We start from the raw sequence: 22,960 nt of genomic DNA on the forward strand, positions 1-22,960 counted from the left end.
CCATGGCGGGAGAGCGTTTCGAGCGCCACAAGCAGCCCTGGACCCAGGACGAGATCCAGAAGCTGCACACGCTGGCAAAGAAGGGCATGGCGCTCAAGGCCATCGCCAAGGCGCTCACCCGCAGCGAGGAATCGGTCAAGACCCGTGCCAAGCAGGACGGGCTGTCGATCGCGAAATTGCGCTAACGCCGATGCCCCATGCGCTGGTCGATCCAGACCAGCGCATGGCCGGCGAGCAGGAATCCGGCGGCGATCAGCAGGGCATTGAGCGCGACCTGCCCGATGCCGAGCTTCGTCACGTCGAGGAAGGGATAGGCATATCGTCCTTCCATCGCCCCGCGGAGCAGGGCGTAGGGCAGATAGGCGGCGGGAAAGAGCGCCCAGATCCAGGGATCGCGCCAGCCCAGCATCCCCTTGCGGGCGCATGTCAGCCACCAGAGCGGCGCGAGCAGCGGCGTCACCTTGTGCAGCAGCATATCGGCCAGCAGCGCGCCGCCGCTCAACGACAGAAGCCCGCGCAGCAGCAGGCCATAGATCACGCCCACCAGAAATATCGCCAGCAGGACGCCGCCGAGCAACCGGGGCGCGACCCTGCGGTCGAACGCGATGGCGGTGAAGGTCATCGCGACCGCGACATTGGTCAGCACCGTGAAGAAACGCAACAATATCCACAGCGTCCCGGCCACCGACCCGATCTGGGCAAAGGTCGCCTGGAACTGGACCCCCAGCCCCGCCACGGCCGCCAGCGCGACCAGCGCCGCCCCGAACCGCGCCATCATGCCCGCGCCGTCTCCCGTCCATCCTCTTCGCCCGCCGAGATCACGGTGGCGGCCACCAGGTCGCCGGTCACGTTGAGCGACGTGCGACACATGTCGAGGAAGCGGTCGACGCCCAGCACCAGGCCGATGCCGGCGGGCGGGATGCCGACCATACCCAGGATCATGGCCACGACCGGTAGCGATCCGGCCGGAACCCCGGCCGTGCCGACCCCGCCCAGGATGCAGACCAGCATCACCATCAGTTGCTGCGTCAGGCTGAGGTCGATGCCGAAAAATTGCGCCAGGAAGATCACCGTGATCCCTTCGAACATCGCCGTGCCATTCTGGTTGGCGGTGGCGCCGATGGTGAGCACGAAGCGCGCGATGCGACGGGGCAGATGGAGATTGTCCTCCGCCACGCGAAGCGCCGTGGGCAGGGTGGCGTTGGACGAAGCGGTGGCGAAGGCCATCACCGTCGCCTCCTGCACCGCCGCGAAGAAGCGCAGCGGCGATCGGCGCGCGAAGACCAGCAGCAGGAGCGAGAAGACGCCGAACATCTGGATCGCCAGCGCCAGCAGCACGACGCCGACATAGGCGGACAGGCGGATCAGCAAGTCCCAGCCGAACTGCGCCGCCAGGTTGAACATGAAGCAGGCGATGGCGACCGGGGCCAGGCGGATGACGATGCCGATCAGGCGCATCGTCACTTCGAACATCCCCTCCATGGCGGTCAGCAGCAGCCTGGACCGATCGGTCTGGACCAGCAGCAGGCCGATGCCGAAGAACAGAGCGAAGACCATTACCGCCAATATGTCGTTGTCGGCCATCGCACTGACGACATTGTCGGGCACGATGGCGATCAGCGCCTGCATCCCGGTGGGCGTGTCGCCGCCGCGATCCAATATGGCCTGGGCGCCCGGTCCTGCCTCGGCCAGCATCGCGCGCGCCTGCGCCGGGTCGATCCCCACCCCCGGCTGGAGCAGGTTGACGAGGGTGAGGCTCAGCGCCACCGCGATGCCCGACACGATCAGCGTGTAGACGAGCGTGCGGATCCCCACGCGCCGCAGGGATCGCAGTTCGCCCATCTCGGCGATGCCGACGATCAGCGCCGACACGAGCAGCGGAATGACCAGCATGAAGAGCAGGCGCAGGAAAAGCTGGCCGACCGGGCCGGTCACATAGGTGGTGATGGCGTCGACCCATCGCGCATCCGGGGCGGTCACATAAACGGCCAGGCCAAGGAGCAGCCCCACGAGGAAGCCGACCAGCATCTGCCATTGCAGCGACAGGCCCGACTTCTTCGCTTCGATTTCGGGCGCGACGCCGGTCATGACCTTCTCCCGCTCAACCATGGCTCAACGAGCCAGGACGCCGCCAGTTGCACATGGCCGCGCCGATCGTTTCGCTATAGCATCAAGGGAGCCTTTGCGCGCCTCTCGCGTTGGGGCGGTCCATTCATCGGAGACCTGCATGATCGTCGATCCCGTTCCCAGCATCCGCCGGATCGCGGCCGAAGTGTGGAAGCCGCTGACGGTACTGTTCGTCTGGGACTGCGCCGTCACGATCACTTATTATGTCCTGCCCTTCAAAGCGCCCGAATTGCCGCTCACCATCTTCGGGTCGGCGCTGGCATTGTTCCTGGGTTTCCGGTCGAACAGCGCCTATCAGCGCTGGTGGGAGGGGCGGGTGCTGTGGGGCGCGATGATCAACGCCTCGCGCAGCCTGTCGCGCGCCACCCGCAACTTTCTGCCGGACCCGGAGGCGCGCGACCTGAAGCGCGAGATCGTCAAGCGCCAGATCGCCTATGTGAACGCGCTGCGCTGCCAGCTCCGCCGCCAGCCGATCGGCGAGGAGGTCACGCTCTTCCTGCGCGAGGAGGACAGGGGCAAGGCGCTGGCCCGCGCCAATCCCGCCAACGGGCTGCTCGACAGCACCGGGCGCCGGATCGACATCGCCCGGCGCGAAGGCTGGCTCGACACCATCCAGCAGACGCAGATGGAGGCGGTGCTGGTCGACATCGCCAATGCGCAGGGTGGCATGGAGCGGCTGAAGAACACGCCGCTGCCTTTTCAATACCGCTTTCTGCCGACCGTCTTCACCCACATGTTCTGCATCCTGCTGCCCATCGGGCTTGTCGAGTCGCTGGGTTTCGCGACGCCGCTGGGATCGACGGTGGCGGGGCTGATGTTCCTGGCGGTGCTGCGGATCGGCGACGACCTCACCGATCCCTTCGACAACAGCGTGCATGACGTGCCGCTGACCGCCATGTGCCGGACGATCGAGATCGACCTGCTCCAGTCGATCGGCGACCCCGCGCCCGAGCCGGTGAAGCCCGTGCGCGGAGTGTTGTGGTAATCAGCCTATAGGCCGTCCGAACCGGGGCAGGAGTGTCACCCCTTCCGGTCGTCGTCCACCATGTCGGAGGCCAGCTCCAGTCCCGCGCGACCATGGGAGGGCGTGTGGGCGGGCGCCTTGGGATGGGGCACGTCGATCGGCTCCTCGACCTCCAGCATCCCTTCCCACTTGGTGATGACGGAGGTGGCGATGGCGTTGCCCAGAACGTTGGTGGCGGTGCGGCCCATGTCCATGAAATGGTCGACGGCGAGGATGAAGGCCACGCCTTCGACCGGCAGGTCGAACTGGCCGAGCGTCGCTGCGACTACGACCAGCGATGCGCGCGGTACGGCGGCGATGCCCTTGCTGGTCACCATCAGCACCAGCAGGATGGTGATCTGCGTCGCGATCGGCAGGTCGATGCCATAGGCCTGGGCGATGAAGATGGTCGCGAAGGTCGCGTACATCATCGACCCGTCCAGGTTGAAGCTGTAGCCCAGCGGCAGCACGAAGCTGTAGATGCGCCGCGGCACGCCGAACCGGTCGAGCTGTTCCAGCATCTTGGGATAGGCGGCCTCGGACGAGGCGGTCGAGAAGGCGATCAGCAGCGGCTCGCGGACATAGCGGATCAGCGTCACCATCCGTTTGCCCAGGAAGATGGAACCGGCCGCGACCAGCAGCACCCACAGGCAGATCAGCGCGATATAGAATTCGCCCACCAGCTCGCCATAGGTCTTGAGTACCCCCAGCCCCTGGACCGTCACCGACGAGGCGAGGGCGCCGAACACCGCGAAGGGCGCGACGCGCATGACATAGCCCGTCACCTGCAGCATCAGTTCGACCATCGCCTCGATCACCGTCACGATCGGCTTGCCCTTGTCGCCTATGGCGGTCAGCGCGACGCCGACGAACAGCGAGAAGACGACGATCTGGAGGATCGAATTTTCCGCCATCGCGCCCACCATCGAGGTGGGGAAGACGTGCAGAATGAAGTCGCGGAAGTTGAGCGCCTCGGTATTGACGCCCGACTCTCCGCCGGAACGGACGAGGTTGAGGCCGTCGCCCGGCGCGAAGAAATTGACGAAGATCAGGCCCAGCGTCAGCGAGATCAGGCTGGCGATGATGAACCAGGCCAGTGCCCGCCCGCCGATCCGCCCCAGCGCCGCGCTGTCGCCCATATGGGCGATGCCCGCGACCAGCGTGGAAAAGACCAGCGGCGCAATGATCATCTTGATCAGATGCAGGAAGATGTCGGCCAGCAAGTGGAAATAGCCCGCCACATCCTTCGCCAGCGTTTCGTCGCCGCCGACCCAGAGATTGGCCACGAAGCCCGTGAACACCCCCAGGACCATGCCGATGAGGATGAAGGCCGTCAGTCTGTTTCGCATCAAATCCCTCTAGGTCGCGTCTGCACGCGCCCCCGCATATTGTACATCTGTCAGGCCGACACCTAACAGGCGCTTGGGAAGCCCGCAATCGGCGCGCGTCCAGTCGCATGGGAGAAGACGAAGCAGTGCGGTCTTTCCGCCCCCCGCTTTTCGCTCCGTCCCGGTGTTAACGGCAAATGTCTGGATCAGGTTCAGGGATAGAGCAGCCCTTCGCGCCAGCCGTCGGCAGTGCGTTCGAACAGGCGGCGCTCATGCAGCCGATGTTCGCGATCCTGCCAATATTCGATCCGCTCGGGCGTCACGCAAAAGCCCGACCAGTGCGGCGGGCGCGGGACCGGACCGCCATCGAACCGGGCGCTGACCGCCTCGAAACGGTCCATGAAGGTCTGGCGATCGGGCAGCGGGCGGGATTGGTCGGACGCCCAGGCGCCCAGCTGGCTGTCGCGGCTGCGGGTGGCGAAATAGGCGTCGGCGGTGGCGTCGTCGACCGGGCCGACCGGCCCCTCGACGCGGATCTGCCGCCGCAGCGACTTCCAGTGGAAGAGCAGCGCGGCATGGGGGTTTTCCAGCAACTCGCCGGCCTTGCGCCCCTCGAAATTGGTGTAGAAGATGAAGCCGTCGGGGCCATGGCCCTTGAGCAGCACCATGCGCACCGACGGCCGCCCGCGCGCGTCCGCGGTAGCCAGAGCCATCGCGTTGCTGTCGTTGGGCTCGGACTGGCGCGCCTGCGCGTACCAATCGTCGAAAAGGGCGAAGGGATCGTTCATGTGTCGGTCTTTACGGGTCTGTCCCCGGCGTGTCGATACGGGCAAGCCGGTATGGACAGCCGCGCCATCCCCTTCTTGAATGTCGGCCGCGTATCGTCCACATAGTCCACAAGTGATGCTTTTGTGCAACAGGTAGAGAGAATGGCTGATCCTTATTCCACCCTGGGCATAGCCCGCAACGCCAGCGAGGCGGAGATCAAGTCCGCTTACCGCAAGCTGGCCAAGGAGCTGCACCCCGACCGGAACAAGGACAATCCCAAGGCGGCCGAGAAATTCTCGGCCGTCACCAACGCCTATGACCTGCTGTCGGACAAGGACAAGCGCGCGCGCTTCGACCGTGGCGAGATCGATGGCGACGGCAATCCGACCGCGCCCTTCGGCTTTAGCGGGGGCGCTGGCGCTGGCGGCGGCTTTCGCGGCCAGCAGGGTGGCGGTTTCGATGCGGGCGGCGCGGATTTCGGCGACATATTCGAAGGGCTGTTCGGCGGCGCGGGCCGGCGGGCCGGCGGTGGCGGAGGCTTTGGCGGTTTCGGCCGGCAGGCGCCGCCGCAGAAGGGCGCTAACGTCAATTATCGCCTGGCGGTGCAGTTCGTCGACGCGGCGACGCTGGCGCCGCAGCGTATCACGCTGCAGGACGGCAAGACCATCGACCTCAAGCTGCCCGCTGGAGTCGAGAGCGGCACGCAGATGCGCCTGTCGGGCAAGGGGCAGGCCGGGCCGGGCGGCGCGGGCGATGCGATCGTCACCGTCGATGTGAAGCCGCACCCCTTTTTCACCCGCGACGGCGACAATGTGCTGCTCGACCTGCCCATCACCCTGGGGGAGGCGGTGAAGGGCGGGAAGGTCAAGGTACCGACGGTCGATGGCCCGGTGATGCTGGGCGTGCCGGTTGGCGCGACCTCCGGCAAGACGCTGCGGCTGCGCGGCAGGGGCTTCACCGGCAAGGACGGCAATCGCGGCGACCAGCTGGTCACGCTCCAGATCGACGTGCCCGCCGACGATCCGGCGATCCGGGCGCTGGTGGAAAGCTGGCAGGACCAGCGCGCCGTGCGCGCCCATCTGGGCGTCTGACGCGTTAGGCGCGGATGCCGATGCCATCGCCCTATTCGCCCGAAGCCCGCCGCAAGATGGCGGAACAGGCGCGGGCGCATTTCCATCGGCACATGAACCGCGTCCGGCCGGGGTCTCATCTGTTCGAAGTGGTCAAGCGGGTGGCCGTCGGCGCCTATAGCGACGGCTTCATCCACGCGGGCAACCTTGCCTATCTGTCGCTGATGACGCTGTTCCCCTTCTTCATCGTCGCGGCGGCGGTGGCCAGCATCTTCGGCCGCACGGAGGACGGCGTGGCGGCCGTCAACGCCTTTCTGACCACGGTGCCGCGCGGCGTGGCCGATGTCGTGCGGCAACCGATCAGCGACGTCCTCAACGCCCGGACCGGTCCCCTGCTCTGGATCGGCGGGCTCGTCGGCCTGTGGACCGTCGGCAGCCTGATCGAGACGATCCGTGACATATTGCGGCGCGCCTATGGCACCCGCAGCACCAAATCCTTCTGGCACTATCGGCTCGGCGCGATCGGCATCACGCTCGCCAGCGTCTTCGCCGTGATGTTCGCCTTTTCGCTCCAGGTCGCGATCACCGGCATCGACCAGTTTCTCAACCAGATACTGCCTTGGGCCGATACGGCGATCGCCTGGGTCGCGTCGGCCCGGCTGGTGCCGATGGGGATCACCTGCGTGGCGCTCTGGTCGCTGTTCGTGGCGCTGACGCCGACCGCCTACAAGGATCGGCGCTTCCCCAAATGGCCCGGCGCGGTGGCGACATCGCTCTGGTGGTTCGGCACGACCATGCTGCTGCCGCCCACCCTGTCGCTGCTGGGCGGCTATGGTCGCACCTATGGCAGTCTGGCGGGCGTGATGATCACGCTCATTTTTTTCTTTCTCGTCGGGCTTGGCGTGGTAATTGGCGCGGAATTGAATGCGGCGCTGGCGGAATTTCCCGAAGAGGAACTGGACGAGGCGTCGGCGACCCAAGGGAACGGAACGACGATATGAACGGCTTGATGGCAGGAAAGCGCGGCCTCATCATGGGCCTGGCGAACGACAAGTCGCTGGCCTGGGGCATCGCGAAGGCCCTGCATGAACAGGGTGCGGAACTGGCATTTTCCTATCAGGGCGATGCGCTGGCGAAGCGGGTGAAGCCGTTGGCCGAACAGGTTGGCTCCGATTTCCTTATCGACTGCGACGTCACCGACATGGACAAGCTGGACGCGGCCTTTGGCGAGATCGAAAGCCGCTGGGGTGGCCTCGACTTCGTGGTCCACGCGATCGGCTTCTCCGACAAGAATGAGCTGCGCGGCCTCTATGTCGACACCAGCCTCGAAAATTTCCTGCTGACCATGAATGTGTCGGCCTACAGCTTCGTCGCCGTCACCAAGCGCGCCCGCGCACTCATGCCCAATGGCGGCAGCATCCTGACGCTCAGCTATTATGGCGCGGAAAAGGTCATTCCCCATTATAATGTGATGGGCGTGGCCAAGGCAGCGCTGGAAACCAGCGTCAAATATCTGGCGATGGACCTCGGTCCTGAAAATATCCGCGTCAACGCCATTTCCGCCGGCCCGATCAAGACACTGGCCGCCAGCGGCATTGGCGACTTCCGCTATATCCTCAAGTGGAACGAACTGAACTCGCCGCTGCGCCGCAACGTGACGATCGAGGATGTCGGCGGCGCGGGCCTCTACCTGCTGTCCGATCTGGCCAGCGGCGTCACCGGTGAAATCCACCATGTCGATGCCGGCTACAATGTCATCGGGATGAAGGCCGAGGACGCGCCTGACATCGCGCTGGACAAGTAAGGACACATGCCGACGGTCCTGCGCGAAGGCAGCCTTCGCGTCATGATCTACACGGACGACCATCTCCCCCCAGCACGTCCATGTGTTCGTGGACGGCGAGGCGGAGGTGGTGCGGATCGTCGGGGCCGATCGGCGGGAGAGTCGACGGGCTCTCGATATTGTGCGAGAAAAGCGGGACTATCTGCTCGGAAGGTGGCGCGGCATCCATGGGTGAGTTGACCCAGGAACAGTTTGAAGAGGCCGTCAGGCGCGGCGAGCATGATCTTGCGATCAAGCCGCGCGCCCGCGCTGTGCGCTATGACCGGAGCAGCGGGCGGATCATGATCGATCTGGTGAGCGGCGCCACATTTTCCTTCCCGGCCACCTTGGCGCAGGGGCTGGAGCGGGCGAGCGCGGACCGACTGGAAAAGGTCGAGATTGCAGGTGCCGGATTCGGTCTGCATTGGGAAGAACTGGATGCCGACCTGACGGTGGAAGGGCTGCTTGCCGGCCGTTTCGGCAGTCTGCGTTACATGGCGCAGCGTTTCGGCTCCGATTGGGATAGTGAAGCAGCAGAATGAGTTTCAACAGTTTTGGTCGCGTCTTTCGCTTCACCACCTGGGGTGAGAGCCATGGCCCGGCGATCGGCGCCGTGGTGGATGGCTGCCCGCCAGGGCTGGAGTTGAGCGAGGCCGACATCCAGCCCTGGCTCGACCTGCGCAAGCCCGGCACCTCCAAGTTCACGACCCAGCGGCGTGAGGCGGACGAGGTCCGCATCCTCTCCGGCGTGTTCGAGGGCAGGACCACGGGTACGCCGATCAGCCTGATGATCGAGAATACCGACCAGCGGTCGAAGGATTATTCTGAGGTGGCCAAGGCTTACCGCCCCGGCCATGCCGACTATGCCTATGACGCCAAATATGGCTTTCGCGACTATCGCGGCGGCGGGCGCTCCTCGGCGCGCGAAACCGCCAGCCGGGTCGCGGCGGGCGCTGTCGCCCGCGCGGTCATCGCCGAAGTCGACATCTTCGCCTATGTCAGCGAAATCGGCGGCGACGCGATCGACTATGCCAATTTCGATCCGGCGCAGATCGCGCAGAACCCGTTTTTCTGCCCCGACGCGGAGGCCGCGAAGCGCTGGGAAAAGCTGGTCGACGATGCACGGCTGGACGGTTCGTCGCTCGGCGCGGTGGTGGAATGTGTCGCCTCCGGCGTGCCGGCGGGCTGGGGCGCGCCGCTCTATGCCAAGCTGGACAGCGAACTGGCGAGCGCGATGATGAGCATCAATGCCGTCAAAGGCGTCGAGATCGGTGACGGCTTTGCGGCGGCGCGCCTGCGCGGCGAACAGAATGCCGATCCGATGCGGCCCAATCTCGAACAGCCCGATGCCGGCCCCGTCTTCCTCGCCAATCATGCCGGCGGCATCGCCGGGGGCATTTCCACCGGCCAGCCGGTCAAGGTCCGCGTCGCCTTCAAGCCGACCAGTTCGATCCTGATCCCGGTCGAAACCGTCACGCGGGAAGGCGAGGCGTCTGACATCATCACCAGGGGGCGGCACGACCCCTGTGTCGGCATCCGGGGCGTGCCGGTGGTGGAGGCGATGATGGCCCTTGTGCTGGCCGATCAGAAGCTGCTCCACCGCGCCCAATGCGGTGAATGACGCGCCGAACCGATGCGGCAGGATGCGAAAGAACGAGACGACTCGGCCCTGTTACGATAGGATGACATCCATCGCCCGCGGGAGGGCGAGCGGCAGAGCGTAAGCCTGGGGAGCGTCACCACGCGTCGCAGCGTTTTTCTTGAAAAACCCTGCGATTAAAAAGCGCGGATTGACGGTCAAAACGTCCCCTCAACGCCGCGACACGGGCCAGCCATGCAACCATGGCTGGCCCATTTCGTTGCACTTCCGTCAGAGGCGTGTCTAGTTTTCGATCGCATTGCGCCAGAAACGGTCCGTCACGATCGGGGGACAGGGTACATGCATTTCATCACCGCGCTGCTCGGTATCTATCGCGCGGAAATCGGCCTGCTGATCCTCGCCTGCATGTTCCTCGCCTTCGTGCGCGAACGTTATTCCCCCACCGTCATCGCCGTGGTCGGCGCCTGCGTCTACGCGCTGCTCGGCCTGCTCGATGAAAAGGCGATGTTCTCGGTCTTTTCCAACAGCGCGCCGCTGACCGTGGGCGCGATGTTCGTCCTGTCGGGCGCGCTGATCCGGACAGGAGTGATCGGCCGCATCGCCGACCTCATCATGACGCGGGCCGAACGGCATCCGCGCGTGGCGTTGGCGGAAGTCACGCTCGGCACCCTGCTGCTTTCGGCTTTCCTCAACAATACGCCTGTCGTCGTGCTGCTGATCCCGATCATGTTCAAGCTTGCGGAGGCGACGGGCTATCCGGTCAAGAAGCTGTTGATCCCGATGAATGTCGTCGCGGTGCTGGGCGGCTGCCTGACCCTGGTCGGCACCTCGACCAATCTGGTGGTCGCGGGCATCGCCGCCGAACAGGGCATGGCGCCTTTCGGCATCTTCGACATCAGCCTCTACGGTGGCGTCGGCGCGGCGGCGGGCATCGTGGCGCTGGTCTGCCTGTCCTTTCTGCTGCCCAGCGATCCGCCGTCGATCGCGGGGGAAGGCGGGGGCAATGTCCAGGACTATCTTACCGAACTGGTCGTGCCACAGGACAGCGATGTGATCGGCCGGGAAATCGGCGCCCTGGGCATGTTCGGTCGTTCGGTCCAGTTGCTCGGGCTGAAACGGGGCGGCGAAATCCGGCGGCGCGACCTGATGCGGGAGGAATTTCATTCCGGCGATCGGCTGATCGTACGGGCCGACGGCGCCGCGATCCTGACGCTGCGCGAATCGGGGCGGTTCGAACTGGGGATCGCCGCCGATTCCCGCACCAGCGCGCAGGACGGGACGGTGGTGGAGGCGATGATCGCGCCCAGCCATCCCTCGCTTGGCGAGCGGCTGATCGACATCCCCTTTCTCCACGCGCTGCGGGTACGGATCATCGGCATCCACCGCGCCCGTCATCTGCCCGGTCCCAATCTTGGCGACACGCGAATCCGCGGCGCGGACCGGCTGCTGGTGGCGGGCGGCGACGATGCCATGCGCGCGCTCAAGGACAATCCGCACCTGATCGGCGTCGATGTCAGCCGCACCCGCGCGTTCCGCCCGCGCAAGGCGTGGATCGCCATCGCCGCCATGGCAGGGGCGGTGCTGCTCTCCGCATTCGACGTGGTCGGCATCGGGCTGGCTGCCGTCATCGCTGTGGGCGTGATCCTGGTCTCCCGCTGCATCGACCCGGAGGAGGCCTGGGGCGCGATCGACGGCGACGTGCTGATCCTGATCTTCGCCATGCTCGCCGTGGGCCTGGCGCTGGAGCGGGCGGGCAGCGTGGCGCTGATGGTCGGCTGGGTGACGCCGCTGCTGCGCCATGCGCCGGAATGGGGGCTGGTCTTCGTCATCTATTTCCTGGCGCTGCTGCTGTCCGAACTGCTCAGCAATAACGCGGTGGCGGCCTTGCTGACGCCGATTACCATCGCGCTGGCGCAGTCCCTGGGCGTCGACGCCCGCCCGCTGGTGATCGCGCTGATGATCGGCGCGTCGGCCTGTTTCGCGACGCCGATTGGCTATCAGACCAATGCGCTGGTCTATGCGGCGGGCGACTACCGCTTTTCCGACTTCGTGCGGATCGGGGTGCCGATCAATATCGTCGTGGGGCTGGCGGTCTGCACGGCGCTCGTCCTGCTCGGCTGAACGGCCAATAGGCGGTCGCTGGCTCTGTTCGTGCCGTCGCCCGCGCACCATGAAGGCGCAAATGCACAAGGACAGCCCCATCATGACCAGTTTGCCCTTCACCCAGGTCGACGCTTTCGCTGACGCGCCCTTCTCCGGCAATCCCGCCGCGGTGATGCCTCTCGACGCCTGGCTCGACGACGCCACGCTCCAGGCGATCGCGGCGGAGAATAATCTTTCAGAAACCGCCTTCACCGTGGCGACGCCCGACGATCCGGATGCCGACCATGCACTGCGCTGGTTCACCCCGACGGTCGAGGTCAAGCTGTGCGGCCATGCGACGCTGGCGAGCGGCCATGTGCTGATGCAGGGCGACGCCATCCGTTTCCGCACCCGCCATGCCGGCGTCCTGACGGTCACGCGCGATGGCGAAGGCTATGCGCTCTCGCTTCCCGCCTGGACGATGGCGCCCAGGCCGCTGCCCGATCTGGCGGCGGGTCTTGGCGGCCATCCGGTCGAATCGCATTGGCGCGATGGCGGCTACAGCCTGTTCCTCTTCCCCGACGCGGCCGCCGTTGGGGCGCTGACCCCCGATTTCGCCGCTTTGAAGGCGCTGGGTGACGTCATGCTGATCGCCACCGCGCCCGGAGATGATAGCGACATCGTCAGCCGCGTCTTCGTGCCGGGCGGCGGGGTCGACGAAGACCCCGTGACCGGTTCGGCCCATTGCCTGCTCACCCCCTTCTGGGCGGAACGGCTGGGGAAGACGCAGATCAGCGCCTTTCAGGCGTCGGCGCGCGGCGGCCGACTGGGCTGCACGCTGGCCGGGGATCGCGTCATCCTGACCGGGGCTTGCCGCACGGTGATCGAGGGGCGCTTCCTGCTCTGAGGCTCAGCCCGGAAACAGGCCGATCAATTGCGCCAGCGCACCGCGCACCGCGCGGCGCTGGTCCTTGTCGGGCGACATGCCGATCCGCACCACGGTCAGCCGCTGGGATGGCGAAATCAGGATATATTGCCCATTATGCCCGACGCAGCCGAACAGGCTCTCGGGCGCCTGGCCCGGCATCAGCGCGCTTTCGCTGCTGTCGCGGTTCAGCCAGATATGCAGCCCATAGGCCGGATTGCGGCGCGACGGGGTGGTCATCAGGTCGATCCACTTTTCCGGCAATATCTGGTGCCCGTTGGGCGAGCGGCCCCGGCGGCGCAGCAGGTCGCCGAAGCGGCCATAGTCGCGCGCGGTCATGTGCAGGATGCTGCCGCCGATCATCGTGCCGGTCGCGTCATATTCCGGCGTCAGGCTGGGCAGCTTTCCGGGCGCCTTCAGCCGCCCGTCGATGAACATCTGCATCGCCCGTCGCCGCACGTCGGGATCGGCGCTGTTGGTCAGCATCCGCGTCATCAGGTCGGTCAGGATCATGCTGCTGCCGGTCGAATAGGCGAACGTCGCGCCCGGCGCATGGGCCAGCGGCTTGGATTCGGCATAGGCCGCCATGTCCTGCGTCCCGTCGGCAAACAGCATCCGCACCGTGTCGCCCTGAGGCTGGGGATCGCCATCCTCGACATGATCGAGGCCCGAACTCATCGTCAGCAATTGCCGCAGGGTGATGCGCCCGCGCGGGTCGCCCGGCTGGTTCCACGCCGGCACCGGGACCGGCGAATCGAGCGCCAGCCGTCCGTCCGCGACCATCAGCCCGACCAGCACGGCCGTCACGCTTTTGGCGATCGACCAGGACAGCAACTTCGTATTGGGGCCGAAACCCGGTGCATAGCGTTCCGCGATCACCTTCCCGTCGCGCAGGACGACCAGCGCCCGGGTCTGGCCCATCGCATCATCATCGAACAGCGGGTCGATCGCGCCGCGCAGGGCGCTTTCGCTCACCACCGCGTCGGATGCCACGCTGTAGACGGAGTCGGGCCCCTGTTGCGCCGCGCGGCCGGCGAGCGTCGCCGCCACCACAAGCGCGGCGATGCCGGCGCCCACCCCAAGGCGCTTTACGATTCGGCTCTCGATCTGCATAAGCCGGCGCCCTTACATGGAGGCGTGGAAAAGAGCCATGGTGGTTCGGCGGAAATGGTGGATGGCGGCGGGGCTGATCGTTCTGGCGCTGCTGGGCGCCCTGGTGTGGAACTGGGCCAGCCTGCGCGCGCAGGCACGGCTTGGCACCGCCTATGGCGCGCGCATCGGCTGTTCCTGCCGCTATGTCGAGGGCCGCACGATGGGCAGCTGCCAGCAGGACAAGGAACCGGGCATGGCGCTGGTGCGCCTGGCCGACCTGCCCGAAGAGCGGGCGGTCAAGGCCAGCGTGCCCTTGCTCGCCAGCCGCACCGCGCGATTCAAGCCCGGCTGGGGCTGCCTGCTCGATCCGATCGGCTGATCGCAAAAACCTCCGTTCGGTTCGCGCGTGTCGGGAACCGCCCGCGCAAGGCTGGCCCCGGCCCGCATCAGCCGCTAAGGCGCTCCGCATGGCGCGCGACATCCCCACGCTTCTCCACGACATCTTCGGCTTCACCAGCTTTCGCGGGGTGCAGCAGCAGGTGGTGGGCCGCGTCATGGCGGGTCAGCCGACGCTCGCCATCATGCCGACCGGCGCGGGCAAGTCGCTCTGCTACCAATTGCCCGCCGTGGCGCTCGACGGCTGCTGCGTGGTTGTGTCGCCGCTGATCGCGCTGATGCACGACCAGCTGCGCGCCGCGCAGGCGGTGGGCATCCGCGCCGCCAGCCTGACCAGCGTGGACGCGGACTGGCGCGAGACGCAGGACCGGCTGCGCAACGGCGACCTCGACCTGCTTTACGTGGCGCCGGAACGGGCGAGCGGGGAGGGTTTCCGGAGCCTGCTGCGCAGCGCAAGGATCGCGCTGTTCGCGATCGACGAAGCCCATTGCGTCTCCGAATGGGGCCATGATTTCCGTCCCGATTATCGCCTGTTGCGCCCGTTGCTGGACGAATTTCCGGCCGTTCCGCGCCTCGCCCTGACGGCGACCGCGGACGCGCATACCCGCAGGGACATCCTCGTCCAGCTCGGCATCCCCGAGGATGGCCTCATCATCTCGGGCTTCGACCGGCCCAATATCCGCTACGCCGTCCATCCGCGCGACGGCCTGACGCGCCAGCTTGCAGATCTTCTGGCGAGCGAGAAGGGGCCGGGCGTCGTCTATGCCCAGACCCGCGCCGCGACCGAGAAGCTCGCCGAAACACTGGGCCGGTCCGGCCGCCCGGTGCGCGCCTATCATGCCGGCATGGACCCGGCCCGGCGCGCCGCCAACCAGTCCGCCTTCATCGCCAGCGAGGATATGGTGATGGTCGCTACCGTCGCCTTCGGCATGGGGATCGACAAGCCCGACGTGCGCTTCGTCGCCCATGCGGGCCTGCCCAAGTCGATCGAGGGCTATTATCAGGAATCGGGCCGCGCCGGTCGCGACGGCGAACCGGCGGTCGCCCATCTCTTCTGGGGGGCGGAGGATTTCGCCCGCGCGCGGATGCGGATCGCCGAACTGGACCAGAGCCGCCAGCAGGGCGAACGCACGCGCATCGCGGCTCTGGGCGCGCTGGTCGAAACGGCGACCTGCCGCCGCGCGATCCTGCTGCGCCATTTCGGGGAAGACCCGCCGCCCGCCTGCGGCAATTGCGACAATTGCCTGACGCCGCCGGCCAGCGTCGATGCGACCGAGACCGCGCGCAAATATCTTTCCGCCGTCTACCGCACCGGACAGAGTTTCGGCAGCGGCCATATCGAGCAGGTGCTGAGCGGCGCGACGACGGACAAGATCCGCGAGCGCGGCCATGACAAGATATCCGTCCACGGCATCGTCAGTGGCGACGAGGCCGCGCTGTTGCGCCCGGTTTCGCGCGCGCTGCTGGTCCGCGACGCGCTGGAGACGACCGAGCATGGCGGGCTGATGCTCGGTCCCAATGCTCGGCCGATCCTGCGCGGCGAGGAGGAGGTGCGGATTCTCGTGCCGCCGAAGCGCCCGCGCGGCAAGCGCAGCGCCCGCAACGGCGCGGATGCCAACCCGGTCGGCGATCCGCTGTTCGACGCGCTGCGCGCCTGCCGCCGCGAACTGGCGCAGGAGGCCGGCGTGCCGCCCTATGTCATCTTCCATGATTCGACGTTGCGCGAAATGGCCGAGCAGCGCCCGTCGAGCATCCGCGAGATGAGCCATATCAGCGGCATCGGCCAGAAGAAGCTGGACGCCTGGGGCGATGCCTTCCTCGCCGCGATCCGGCCCTTCCTCTAGCTCCGCTCTTGAATCCCCCGCCTTACGGGCGCATGGCTCGCGCAAAAGGAGAAGCCCATGTTCCGCAAGCTCACTGACCGCATCCTCGTTTCGCCCCAGATCAGCGTCGATCAGGTAGCGGACGCGAAGGCGCAGGGCGTGACGGTCATCATCAACAACCGCCCCGATGACGAGGAACCTGGCCAGGTCAACGGCGCGGCGATCGAGGCGGCCGCGAAGGACGCGGGCATCGCCTATGTCGCCGTGCCCGTCGCCCATGGCGGCTTCGCGCCCTGGCAGCTGGACGGCATGGCCGGCGCGCTCGACCAGGCGGGCGAGGGCAAGGTGCTCGCCTATTGCCGCTCGGGCACGCGCAGCACGCTGCTCTGGGCGCTCACCCGCGCGCGCGCAGGCGACAATGGCGATGTCCTCGCCGCGCAGGCGGCGGCGGCCGGCTATGACATCAGCCCGGTCCGCCAGATCATGGACGCCTTGTCAGCCCGATAGGTTTTACGCCCAGAACTGCGCGAGCTGCCGCACGGAGGCGGCGGCGGCGGCGTGGTCGGGCTGCTCGTTGGCGTCGCCATAGCCATAAAATTCGTCCTGCCCCACCTCCTGCACGACGATTCCGTCGCGCCGGGCGAGCATGGACAATGACCCGTAGAAAACGCCATAGGTCGCCCCGGCCTGCGGGATCAGCCAGGCGATCTGGCCACGCACGGGGACGATGCTCTCGTCCCGCCAGAGCGCTCGTGCGCCATAGCCGGTGCAATTGATGACGACCTTCTGCTTCAGTCGGGTGACGTCGCCGGGCTCGTGAAACTCCATCGGAACGAGGCGGCCGCCCGCGATCAGGAAATCATGGGTCAGTTGATGGGCCAGGTCGGCGACGTTGAAGGTCAGCGAACTGTTGCGACGGACGAATGCGGGGCGGAAGGGATGGGTGCCGGGCGCCATCTCCACCGATCGCGGCATGATGTCGCTCAGCCGGCTTTCCAGATGCAGGAAATCGTCGGGCCGCTCGGTCGGCATGGCCGCCGGTTGGCGCTCTTGTCCGAAGGGCGTGTCGGACAGCATGTAGCGATCGGTCCATTCGACCGGATCGCCCGGCAGGCCGAGATAGCTCTGATAGGTCGCGAAGGAACTGCGCGCCATCGCCTCCCATCGGTCGCCGAAGCCCGGATCGACCGCCTTCTGCATCGCCACCCGGCTGTCGGGCGACCAGGTGCCGGTCGCCCGCGCGGAGCGGACATGCGGGAACTGTTCCCTGGCATAGATGGTGACGCTGGCCCCCGCCCGCTGCGCGGTGAGAGCGGCGGTGATGCCCAGCGCGCCCGCGCCGATTACCGCGACCTCCCGCACGCCGTCGGCCAGCGCCATGCCAACCGCCACCTCGGCCGAACCCCAGCTCAGCGACCAGCCGCTGCCGCCATGGCCATAATTATGGACGACCCGCTTGCGTCCGACCTGCTCCACCTCGATCCGGGGGCCGGCTGCCCGAAAGGGGCGCAGGCAGACGGTGGTGCGGAAGATGCGGTCGGGTGTCGCGCGGATCGGTTCGACCCCGGCGAAGGGGTTGAAGGGCAGGGCGGCCCGCGCCGTCGCCGCCCAGCTCGCCGCGCCCGCGCCGCCGATCGCTCGACCCAGAAACGCCCGTCTGTCCATCGCCTGTCCTCCCGCATGTCCCTGGTTTGAAACGAAGCGTCCCGGCTTTACCGCAACCATGGCGTCGGGCGCGCCGCCGCACAAGGCGCGGATCGGGGACGCCTGACTGTACGCCTGCCCAGAAGGGCAGGTCTTGATCGAGATTGTGGACAGCGGCAAACACTGAACATATCAGGAACAAATGGTCCAGCTTTCCCCCCGGCAGAAGCTCGAAATCCTGGCCGACGCGGCAAAATATGACGCATCCTGCGCCTCCTCCGGCACGGCCCGGCGCGACAGTCGCGGCGGCAAGGGGATCGGCTCGACCGAAGGCATGGGCATCTGTCACGCCTATGCGCCCGACGGCCGCTGCATTTCGCTGCTCAAGATATTGCTGACCAACAGCTGCATCTTCGATTGCCATTATTGCATCAACCGCCGGTCGAGCGATGTGCGCCGCGCCCGCTTCACGGCGCAGGAGGTGGTCGACCTGACGCTCAGCTTCTACCGGCGCAACTATATCGAGGGGCTGTTCCTCTCGTCGGGCATCATCCGTTCCTCCGACTATACGATGGAGCAGCTGGTGGAAGTCGCCCGGTCGCTGCGCGAGGATCATGAATTTCGCGGCTATATCCACCTCAAGACCATTCCCGACGCTGATCCGGAACTGATCCGCCGGGCGGGGCTTCATGCCGACCGCCTGTCGATCAACGTCGAACTGCCGACCGAAAGCGGGCTGCGGCAACTCGCGCCGGAAAAAAATGGCGGCCGGATCGAGGGCGCCATGGGTCGCCTGCGTGCGGAGATGGAGGATCATGGCGACGCGCGGCGCAAATATCGCCACGCTCCGCGTTTCGCGCCGGCCGGCCAGTCGACGCAGATGATCGTCGGCGCCGACGCGGCGGATGACCGCGCGATCATTGCGCGGGCGAGCAGCCTCTACGACCGGCACCGGCTGCGGCGCGTCTATTACAGCGCCTTCTCCCCCATTCCTTCGCCCAGCGCGGTGCTGCCGCTCAAGCGCCCGCCGCTCCTGCGCGAACATCGCCTCTACCAGTCGGACTGGATGATGCGCTTCTACGGCTATGATGCGGGCGAGATCGCCGCTGCCACGGACCCTGCCACCGGCTGCCTGCCGCTCGACATCGACCCCAAGCTGGCCTGGGCGCTCAACCATCGCGCGACCTTCCCGGTCGATGTCAACCGTGCCCCGCGCGAAGCGCTGCTGCGGGTGCCGGGCCTGGGCGTGAAGGCCGTGGACCGCATCCTGGCGAGCCGCCGCCACCGCCGGTTGCGGCTGGAAGATGTCGGCCGGCTCACCACCTCCATCATCAAGCTGCGCCCCTTCCTGGTGACGGCGGACTGGCGGCCGACGGCGCTGGTCGACCGGATCGACCTGCGCGCCCACATCGCCCCGCCGGCCCGCCAGCTCGAACTCTTCGCCTGACCGCGGCATTTCCATCGCCAGATTCCCCTTGATTGCGTGACTTTATCGTGAAATTCTGTGTTCCGGGTCATTTATGGAGGACGGGGCCGTGGCGACCACATTGGGCAATCGGGGGCAGGGGCGCGCCGGTTATGCCAAGCGGATCAGCAGTCATCTTGCTGCCGCGCTGGTGGTCTTCTGCCTGCTCCAGATCTTCATCGTCGCGAAGATGGGGGGATCGCTCGTCCTGCACCTGGGCATCATCATCGCGATCGGCGGCTATGCCCTCGCCGCGCGCGGGCTGGAACGGCGCTGGCACATGCTGGAGCAGGGCGGCCTGTCGCAGCATGGACTGGCGCTGCGGTTCCGGCGCGACCTGCTGCAACTCTGGGGGGCGAGCCTCATCGGCGCGCTACTCTGGATTCCGGTCGCGATCATCTATCGCTTCCTCTTCGGCTGATTTTTCTTCGGCGGATCGGCCGGAGCCAATTGCCGCGCCTGTCGTTGTCCTTGCTCGCACGAGGAGGACAGACCATGGCCGACGCCAGTATTTTCCATCGCCTGAAGCAGGATCACGACGCCCACCGCCAGCTCTTCGCCAAGATGGCGGACGCCGACCGCGACCAGGATGGGGAGCGGCTGGAAAAGCTGTTCGCCCAGTTCAAGGTCGAGGTGACGGCCCATGCCGCCGCCGAGGAGGAAACGCTCTACGCCACCATGCTGTCCCGCCCCGACCTGCGCGAGGATGCGCAGCACAGCGTGTCGGAACACAAGGAGATCGACGATTTTCTGGAGGAGCTGGACGGCCTGGCCTTCAATGGCGAGGAATGGCGCAAGACCTTTGCAGACATGAAGAAGCGCTACCTCCACCATATCGAAGAGGAGGAGGAAGAGATGTTCCCCGACGCCGCCAGGGATCTGACGACGGACGAGGAGCAGGAACTGGGCGCGCTGTTCGCCAAGCGCAAGCCCGCCGAACTGGAGCGCGCCCAGGCCGACGAGTGATGTCATGCACCGCGTCGTATTGACGGCCCCCGATGATTTCGAGGGCTGGCGCGATGCGGCGCGGGGGCTGGCGATGGCCGGGGTCGATCCGGCGGCCATCGTCTGGCAGGTGGGCGATGCGCCGGGCGACCTGTTCGGTGACGCCGTCGCGCCCCCGGCGCCGCCAGCCGGCGGCCTTGCCGTCCCGCGCGCCTTCATCGACCTGGCCCGAAGCGCCATTCTCCACCGCGATCCCGAACGCTTCGCCTTGCTGTATATGTTGCTCTGCCGGTTGCGCGACCGGCCGCGGCTGATGGAGGACAAGGCCGACCCGCTCCTGCGCCGCATCGACGCGCTGGCAAAGGCGGTGCGGCGCGATGTCCACAAGATGCGCGCCTTCGTCCGCTTCCGCGAAGTGGCGGAGGGAGAAGGCGTGCGCTTCGTTGCCTGGTTCGAACCGGAACATCATGTCGTCCGCGCCAATGCGGGCTTCTTCGTGCGTCGCTTCGCCGCGATGCGCTGGTCGATCCTGACGCCGGAACTGAGCATCCATTGGGACGGTGGGGCGTTGACGCAGGGACCGGGTGCGACCCGCCAGGACGCGCCGGACGGCGACCCGGTCGAAGCGCTGTGGAAGGGCTATTATGCCGCGATCTTCAATCCCGCCCGGCTCAAGACCGGCGCGATGCTGTCGGAAATGCCGAAAAAATACTGGCGCAACCTGCCGGAAGCGGCGCTCATCCCCGATCTCGTCGCCGGCGCGCAGCGGCGGGAGGCGGCCATGATCGCGACCGCGCCCAAGGCGCCGGCCGCCCGATCGGCCAACAGCGCCACCGCCTGGAGCGCGGTGCGGGACCAGGCGCTGCGCTGTACCCGCTGCCCGCTCCACCGGGACGCGACCCGGACCGTCTTCGGCGAAGGCCCGCTCGATGCCTCGCTCTTCTTCATCGGCGAGCAGCCCGGCGACCAGGAGGATCTGGCCGGCCGGCCCTTCGTCGGCCCGGCGGGGCAATTGTTCGACCAGGCATTGGCGGAGGCCGGGGTGGATCGCGCCCGCGCCTATGTCACCAACGCGGTCAAGCATTTCAAATATGCACAGCGCGGCAAGCGGCGCATCCACCAGACGCCGGACGCGGGCGAGGTGCAGGCCTGCCATTGGTGGCTGGCGCAGGAACTGGACATCATCCGTCCCCGGCTGCTGGTCGCGCTCGGGGCAACGGCGGCGCGGGCGATGCTGGGGAAGCCCGTGACGATCAGCCGGACGCGCGGACAGGCGATCGCGCTGGAATCGGGCGCGGAAGGGTGGGTGACGGTCCATCCCAGCTATCTGCTGCGCCTGCCCGACCCGGTGCAGGCGGCCGAAGAACGGATGCGCTTCGTGGCGGAATTGCGGATGATCGGCGAACGGGCGCGAGCGCTGGCCTAACCCGCGCTCAGCCCATGTTTCTTCATGCAGTGGCGCAACTGGTCATAAGTGAGGCCCAGCCCCTTGGCGGTCGCGCGCTGATTGTAGCGATAGCGCTCCAGCGCGGCCCGGATGATCGCCGCCTCATGCGCGTCCACGGCCATGCGCAGGTCGGTGATCTCCTCGAACAGCGTCGCCGGTGTCGACGGCGCGGGAGCGGCGGGGGCGTTGCCGGCGCACGGCTCCGCCACCGACCGGGGCATCAGCGGCCTGGGCTTCCAGGGTGAGGCGAAGGGGTCGAAAGTCAGGCGGCTGATCGGCCGCGTCGGCTCGTCCCAGCGATAGACCGCGCGCTCCACCACATTGCGCAGCTCGCGCACATTGCCGGGCCAGCCATGACCCTCCAGCTCCGCCGCGCAGGCCGGCGTGAAGCCGGGCCATTGCGGCCAGTTGAGTTCCGCCGCCATGCGTCGCCCGAAATGGTCGGCCAGCACCGCGACATCGCCCTCGCGGGCGCGCAGCGGCGGCAGGGTGATGACCTCGAAGCTCAGCCGGTCGAGCAGGTCGGGGCGGAAGCGCCCGGCATCGGCCGCCGCCGGCAGATCCTCGTTGGTGGCCGCGACGATACGCACGTCGACTGTGACCGGCCGCGACGCGCCGATCCGCGTCACTTCCCCATATTCGATCACGCGCAGCAACCGTTCCTGCGCCGCCATCGACAGCGTGCCCAGTTCGTCGAGGAACAAGGTGCCGCCGTCGGCCTCCTCGAACCGGCCGGGCCGCGCCCGGTTGGCGCCGGTGAAGGCGCCCTGTTCATGGCCGAACAGCTCCGCCTCGATCAGCGTCTCGGGCAAGGCGGCACAGTTCATGACGATCAACGGCTCGCCCCAGCGCGGGCTGAGATGATGCAGGCGTTCGGCGATCAGCTCCTTGCCGGTCCCGCGCTCGCCGATCACCAGCACCGGCCGGTTGAGTTCGGCCGCGCGGCCGGCCTGCTCGACTGCGTCGAGAAAGGCGAAGCTCTGGCCGACGAACTGCGTATTTTTCTCCATGTGCCAACTTATGGTGAAATTTCCCACCTCTTGGCAAGCATCATATCGCCGCGCGCCTGTCAGATGACCGAAAAATGAACGAAATCCGCCAATTTTAGAAATTGGCACGGCCCCTGCATAGCTATGGGCAATCCGCAACGAAATGCGGAACCACATGAAGGCCAAGGTTCAGGGAGTAAGATAATGGAACATCAGACCAACAGCGTTCGCGAAATCGGCCAGCTGATGTCGGTCGCCATCGCAGCCGTCCTGTTCGGATCGACCATGATCCTCTCGGCGGTCGGTCCGGCCCGCGCCAGCGAAACCCCGGTGCTCGCGACGCAAGACACCCCCGCGAGCCTGCGCTATCTTGCGTAGGGATCGCATACCCCCGGCCGGGGCGGGACTGCCCCCTCTCGCCCGCCCCGGCACTT

The 22,960-nt window shown here is 66.8% G+C and carries 24 protein-coding genes; 17 read left to right on the forward strand and 7 right to left on the reverse strand.

Annotated features, from left to right (window positions below; translation table 11 throughout):
* Positions 1-2 precede the first annotated feature (2 nt).
* The gene (locus tag K3M67_RS15060; protein WP_066865020.1) at positions 3-185 is read left to right on the forward strand and encodes a hypothetical protein; all 183 of its coding nucleotides are present in this window, start codon (positions 3-5) and stop codon (positions 183-185) included.
* On the opposite strand, the gene K3M67_RS15065 is transcribed toward K3M67_RS15060, so the two are convergent.
* Both K3M67_RS15065 and K3M67_RS15070 read right to left on the reverse strand, forming a co-directional pair.
* Positions 182-778: a Pr6Pr family membrane protein gene (locus K3M67_RS15065; RefSeq protein WP_285831884.1), complete on the reverse strand. Its 597-nt coding sequence runs from the start codon at positions 776-778 to the stop codon at positions 182-184. The genes K3M67_RS15060 and K3M67_RS15065 overlap by 4 nt on opposite strands.
* A complete protein-coding gene (locus K3M67_RS15070) occupies positions 775-2,088 on the reverse strand; it encodes a dicarboxylate/amino acid:cation symporter (RefSeq protein WP_066865343.1) in 1,314 nt (437 codons plus the stop codon). The genes K3M67_RS15065 and K3M67_RS15070 overlap by 4 nt, the downstream gene beginning before the upstream one ends.
* A gap of 139 nt (positions 2,089-2,227) precedes the next feature.
* Between K3M67_RS15070 and K3M67_RS15075 the strand changes: the two genes are divergently transcribed.
* A complete protein-coding gene (locus K3M67_RS15075; RefSeq protein ID WP_066865014.1) occupies positions 2,228-3,112 on the forward strand; it encodes a bestrophin family protein in 885 nt (294 codons plus the stop codon).
* A 35-nt stretch (positions 3,113-3,147) separates the two neighbouring features.
* Here K3M67_RS15075 and K3M67_RS15080 read toward each other — a convergent pair whose 3' ends face one another.
* Positions 3,148-4,479, reverse strand: coding sequence for a dicarboxylate/amino acid:cation symporter (locus K3M67_RS15080; RefSeq protein WP_066865012.1), 1,332 nt, complete (start codon positions 4,477-4,479; stop codon positions 3,148-3,150).
* A 191-nt stretch (positions 4,480-4,670) separates the two neighbouring features.
* Complete coding sequence (gene pdxH, locus K3M67_RS15085) at positions 4,671-5,291, reverse strand: pyridoxamine 5'-phosphate oxidase (protein ID WP_502958884.1); 621 nt, start codon at positions 5,289-5,291, stop codon at positions 4,671-4,673.
* A 96-nt stretch (positions 5,292-5,387) separates the two neighbouring features.
* On the opposite strand from pdxH, the gene K3M67_RS15090 reads away from it, so the two are divergent.
* The 7 genes from K3M67_RS15090 to K3M67_RS15120 all read left to right on the forward strand — a co-directional run bounded on the left by K3M67_RS15090 (position 5,388) and on the right by K3M67_RS15120 (position 12,707).
* A complete protein-coding gene (locus K3M67_RS15090) occupies positions 5,388-6,317 on the forward strand; it encodes a DnaJ C-terminal domain-containing protein (RefSeq protein ID WP_066865007.1) in 930 nt (309 codons plus the stop codon).
* Positions 6,318-6,331: 14 nt separating this feature from the next.
* Positions 6,332-7,297 carry a YihY/virulence factor BrkB family protein gene (locus K3M67_RS15095; protein WP_198163024.1) on the forward strand — a complete coding sequence of 322 codons (966 nt, stop codon included), beginning with the start codon at positions 6,332-6,334 and terminating at the stop codon, positions 7,295-7,297.
* Positions 7,294-8,100: an enoyl-ACP reductase FabI gene (gene fabI / locus K3M67_RS15100; protein WP_285831886.1), complete on the forward strand. Its 807-nt coding sequence runs from the start codon at positions 7,294-7,296 to the stop codon at positions 8,098-8,100. Before K3M67_RS15095 ends, fabI begins: the two co-directional genes overlap by 4 nt.
* Positions 8,101-8,306: 206 nt before the next feature.
* On the forward strand, positions 8,307-8,660 hold the full coding sequence (locus tag K3M67_RS15105) for a DUF2442 domain-containing protein (protein ID WP_066865001.1): 354 nt from the start codon (positions 8,307-8,309) through the stop codon (positions 8,658-8,660).
* Positions 8,657-9,739 carry a chorismate synthase gene (gene aroC, locus K3M67_RS15110; protein ID WP_066864998.1) on the forward strand — a complete coding sequence of 361 codons (1,083 nt, stop codon included), beginning with the start codon at positions 8,657-8,659 and terminating at the stop codon, positions 9,737-9,739. Before K3M67_RS15105 ends, aroC begins: the two co-directional genes overlap by 4 nt.
* Before the next feature lie 318 nt (positions 9,740-10,057).
* Positions 10,058-11,839: an SLC13 family permease gene (locus tag K3M67_RS15115; RefSeq protein ID WP_066864995.1), complete on the forward strand. Its 1,782-nt coding sequence runs from the start codon at positions 10,058-10,060 to the stop codon at positions 11,837-11,839.
* Positions 11,840-11,921: 82 nt separating this feature from the next.
* The gene (locus K3M67_RS15120; RefSeq protein ID WP_066865337.1) at positions 11,922-12,707 is read left to right on the forward strand and encodes a PhzF family phenazine biosynthesis protein; all 786 of its coding nucleotides are present in this window, start codon (positions 11,922-11,924) and stop codon (positions 12,705-12,707) included.
* A gap of 3 nt (positions 12,708-12,710) precedes the next feature.
* Here K3M67_RS15120 and K3M67_RS15125 read toward each other — a convergent pair whose 3' ends face one another.
* Positions 12,711-13,838 (reverse strand): serine hydrolase domain-containing protein, encoded by a 1,128-nt coding sequence (locus tag K3M67_RS15125; protein WP_285831887.1) that lies wholly within the window; start codon positions 13,836-13,838, stop codon positions 12,711-12,713.
* 37 nt (positions 13,839-13,875) lie between these two features.
* Between K3M67_RS15125 and K3M67_RS15130 the strand changes: the two genes are divergently transcribed.
* The 3 genes from K3M67_RS15130 to K3M67_RS15140 all read left to right on the forward strand — a co-directional run bounded on the left by K3M67_RS15130 (position 13,876) and on the right by K3M67_RS15140 (position 16,543).
* Positions 13,876-14,196, forward strand: a complete 321-nt coding sequence (locus tag K3M67_RS15130) for a hypothetical protein (RefSeq protein WP_285831888.1) — start codon at positions 13,876-13,878, stop codon at positions 14,194-14,196.
* Positions 14,197-14,284: 88 nt separating this feature from the next.
* Positions 14,285-16,057, forward strand: a complete 1,773-nt coding sequence (recQ, locus tag K3M67_RS15135; protein ID WP_285831889.1) for a DNA helicase RecQ — start codon at positions 14,285-14,287, stop codon at positions 16,055-16,057.
* A 57-nt stretch (positions 16,058-16,114) separates the two neighbouring features.
* Positions 16,115-16,543 (forward strand): protein tyrosine phosphatase family protein, encoded by a 429-nt coding sequence (locus tag K3M67_RS15140; RefSeq protein ID WP_066864984.1) that lies wholly within the window; start codon positions 16,115-16,117, stop codon positions 16,541-16,543.
* A 3-nt stretch (positions 16,544-16,546) separates the two neighbouring features.
* Here K3M67_RS15140 and K3M67_RS15145 read toward each other — a convergent pair whose 3' ends face one another.
* Complete coding sequence (locus K3M67_RS15145; protein WP_066864981.1) at positions 16,547-17,701, reverse strand: FAD-dependent oxidoreductase; 1,155 nt, start codon at positions 17,699-17,701, stop codon at positions 16,547-16,549.
* 181 nt (positions 17,702-17,882) lie between these two features.
* On the opposite strand from K3M67_RS15145, the gene K3M67_RS15150 reads away from it, so the two are divergent.
* The 4 genes from K3M67_RS15150 (at position 17,883) to K3M67_RS15165 (ending at position 21,516) form a co-directional block, all read left to right on the forward strand.
* Positions 17,883-19,127, forward strand: coding sequence for a putative DNA modification/repair radical SAM protein (locus tag K3M67_RS15150; RefSeq protein ID WP_066864978.1), 1,245 nt, complete (start codon positions 17,883-17,885; stop codon positions 19,125-19,127).
* 73 nt (positions 19,128-19,200) lie between these two features.
* Complete coding sequence (locus tag K3M67_RS15155) at positions 19,201-19,566, forward strand: hypothetical protein (protein WP_066864975.1); 366 nt, start codon at positions 19,201-19,203, stop codon at positions 19,564-19,566.
* A gap of 74 nt (positions 19,567-19,640) precedes the next feature.
* Positions 19,641-20,111, forward strand: coding sequence for a hemerythrin domain-containing protein (locus K3M67_RS15160; protein WP_066864972.1), 471 nt, complete (start codon positions 19,641-19,643; stop codon positions 20,109-20,111).
* Positions 20,112-20,115: 4 nt separating this feature from the next.
* A complete protein-coding gene (locus K3M67_RS15165) occupies positions 20,116-21,516 on the forward strand; it encodes a UdgX family uracil-DNA binding protein (protein WP_285831890.1) in 1,401 nt (466 codons plus the stop codon).
* Here the strand turns inward: K3M67_RS15165 and pspF are convergent.
* Positions 21,513-22,547 carry a phage shock protein operon transcriptional activator gene (pspF, locus tag K3M67_RS15170; protein WP_066864965.1) on the reverse strand — a complete coding sequence of 345 codons (1,035 nt, stop codon included), beginning with the start codon at positions 22,545-22,547 and terminating at the stop codon, positions 21,513-21,515. The genes K3M67_RS15165 and pspF overlap by 4 nt on opposite strands.
* A gap of 183 nt (positions 22,548-22,730) precedes the next feature.
* Here pspF and K3M67_RS15175 point away from each other — a divergent pair, with 183 nt between their 5' ends.
* Complete coding sequence (locus K3M67_RS15175; RefSeq protein WP_198163023.1) at positions 22,731-22,904, forward strand: hypothetical protein; 174 nt, start codon at positions 22,731-22,733, stop codon at positions 22,902-22,904.
* Positions 22,905-22,960: the final 56 nt, after the last annotated feature.

This window comes from Sphingobium sp. V4 (assembly GCF_029590555.1).
Taxonomy (GTDB): domain Bacteria; phylum Pseudomonadota; class Alphaproteobacteria; order Sphingomonadales; family Sphingomonadaceae; genus Sphingobium.

What these genes read in the sequence shown, in the direction of transcription:
- K3M67_RS15105 (WP_066865001.1), top strand. Translation starts at nt 8,307, where the DNA reads ATGGGTGAGTTGACCCAGGAACAGTTTGAAGAGGCCGTCAGGCGCGGC.
- K3M67_RS15065 (WP_285831884.1), bottom strand. Translation starts at nt 778, where the DNA reads ATGATGGCGCGGTTCGGGGCGGCGCTGGTCGCGCTGGCGGCCGTGGCG.
- K3M67_RS15080 (WP_066865012.1), bottom strand. Translation starts at nt 4,479, where the DNA reads ATGCGAAACAGACTGACGGCCTTCATCCTCATCGGCATGGTCCTGGGG.
- K3M67_RS15060 (WP_066865020.1), top strand. Translation starts at nt 3, where the DNA reads ATGGCGGGAGAGCGTTTCGAGCGCCACAAGCAGCCCTGGACCCAGGAC.
- K3M67_RS15095 (WP_198163024.1), top strand. Translation starts at nt 6,332, where the DNA reads ATGCCGATGCCATCGCCCTATTCGCCCGAAGCCCGCCGCAAGATGGCG.
- K3M67_RS15115 (WP_066864995.1), top strand. Translation starts at nt 10,058, where the DNA reads ATGCATTTCATCACCGCGCTGCTCGGTATCTATCGCGCGGAAATCGGC.
- K3M67_RS15140 (WP_066864984.1), top strand. Translation starts at nt 16,115, where the DNA reads ATGTTCCGCAAGCTCACTGACCGCATCCTCGTTTCGCCCCAGATCAGC.
- K3M67_RS15090 (WP_066865007.1), top strand. Translation starts at nt 5,388, where the DNA reads ATGGCTGATCCTTATTCCACCCTGGGCATAGCCCGCAACGCCAGCGAG.
- K3M67_RS15070 (WP_066865343.1), bottom strand. Translation starts at nt 2,088, where the DNA reads ATGACCGGCGTCGCGCCCGAAATCGAAGCGAAGAAGTCGGGCCTGTCG.
- K3M67_RS15150 (WP_066864978.1), top strand. Translation starts at nt 17,883, where the DNA reads ATGGTCCAGCTTTCCCCCCGGCAGAAGCTCGAAATCCTGGCCGACGCG.
- K3M67_RS15120 (WP_066865337.1), top strand. Translation starts at nt 11,922, where the DNA reads ATGACCAGTTTGCCCTTCACCCAGGTCGACGCTTTCGCTGACGCGCCC.
- pspF (WP_066864965.1), bottom strand. Translation starts at nt 22,547, where the DNA reads ATGGAGAAAAATACGCAGTTCGTCGGCCAGAGCTTCGCCTTTCTCGAC.
- K3M67_RS15075 (WP_066865014.1), top strand. Translation starts at nt 2,228, where the DNA reads ATGATCGTCGATCCCGTTCCCAGCATCCGCCGGATCGCGGCCGAAGTG.
- K3M67_RS15165 (WP_285831890.1), top strand. Translation starts at nt 20,116, where the DNA reads ATGCACCGCGTCGTATTGACGGCCCCCGATGATTTCGAGGGCTGGCGC.
- fabI (WP_285831886.1), top strand. Translation starts at nt 7,294, where the DNA reads ATGAACGGCTTGATGGCAGGAAAGCGCGGCCTCATCATGGGCCTGGCG.
- K3M67_RS15175 (WP_198163023.1), top strand. Translation starts at nt 22,731, where the DNA reads ATGGAACATCAGACCAACAGCGTTCGCGAAATCGGCCAGCTGATGTCG.
- K3M67_RS15160 (WP_066864972.1), top strand. Translation starts at nt 19,641, where the DNA reads ATGGCCGACGCCAGTATTTTCCATCGCCTGAAGCAGGATCACGACGCC.
- K3M67_RS15155 (WP_066864975.1), top strand. Translation starts at nt 19,201, where the DNA reads ATGGAGGACGGGGCCGTGGCGACCACATTGGGCAATCGGGGGCAGGGG.
- K3M67_RS15145 (WP_066864981.1), bottom strand. Translation starts at nt 17,701, where the DNA reads ATGGACAGACGGGCGTTTCTGGGTCGAGCGATCGGCGGCGCGGGCGCG.
- K3M67_RS15130 (WP_285831888.1), top strand. Translation starts at nt 13,876, where the DNA reads ATGGTGGTTCGGCGGAAATGGTGGATGGCGGCGGGGCTGATCGTTCTG.
- aroC (WP_066864998.1), top strand. Translation starts at nt 8,657, where the DNA reads ATGAGTTTCAACAGTTTTGGTCGCGTCTTTCGCTTCACCACCTGGGGT.
- K3M67_RS15125 (WP_285831887.1), bottom strand. Translation starts at nt 13,838, where the DNA reads ATGCAGATCGAGAGCCGAATCGTAAAGCGCCTTGGGGTGGGCGCCGGC.
- recQ (WP_285831889.1), top strand. Translation starts at nt 14,285, where the DNA reads ATGGCGCGCGACATCCCCACGCTTCTCCACGACATCTTCGGCTTCACC.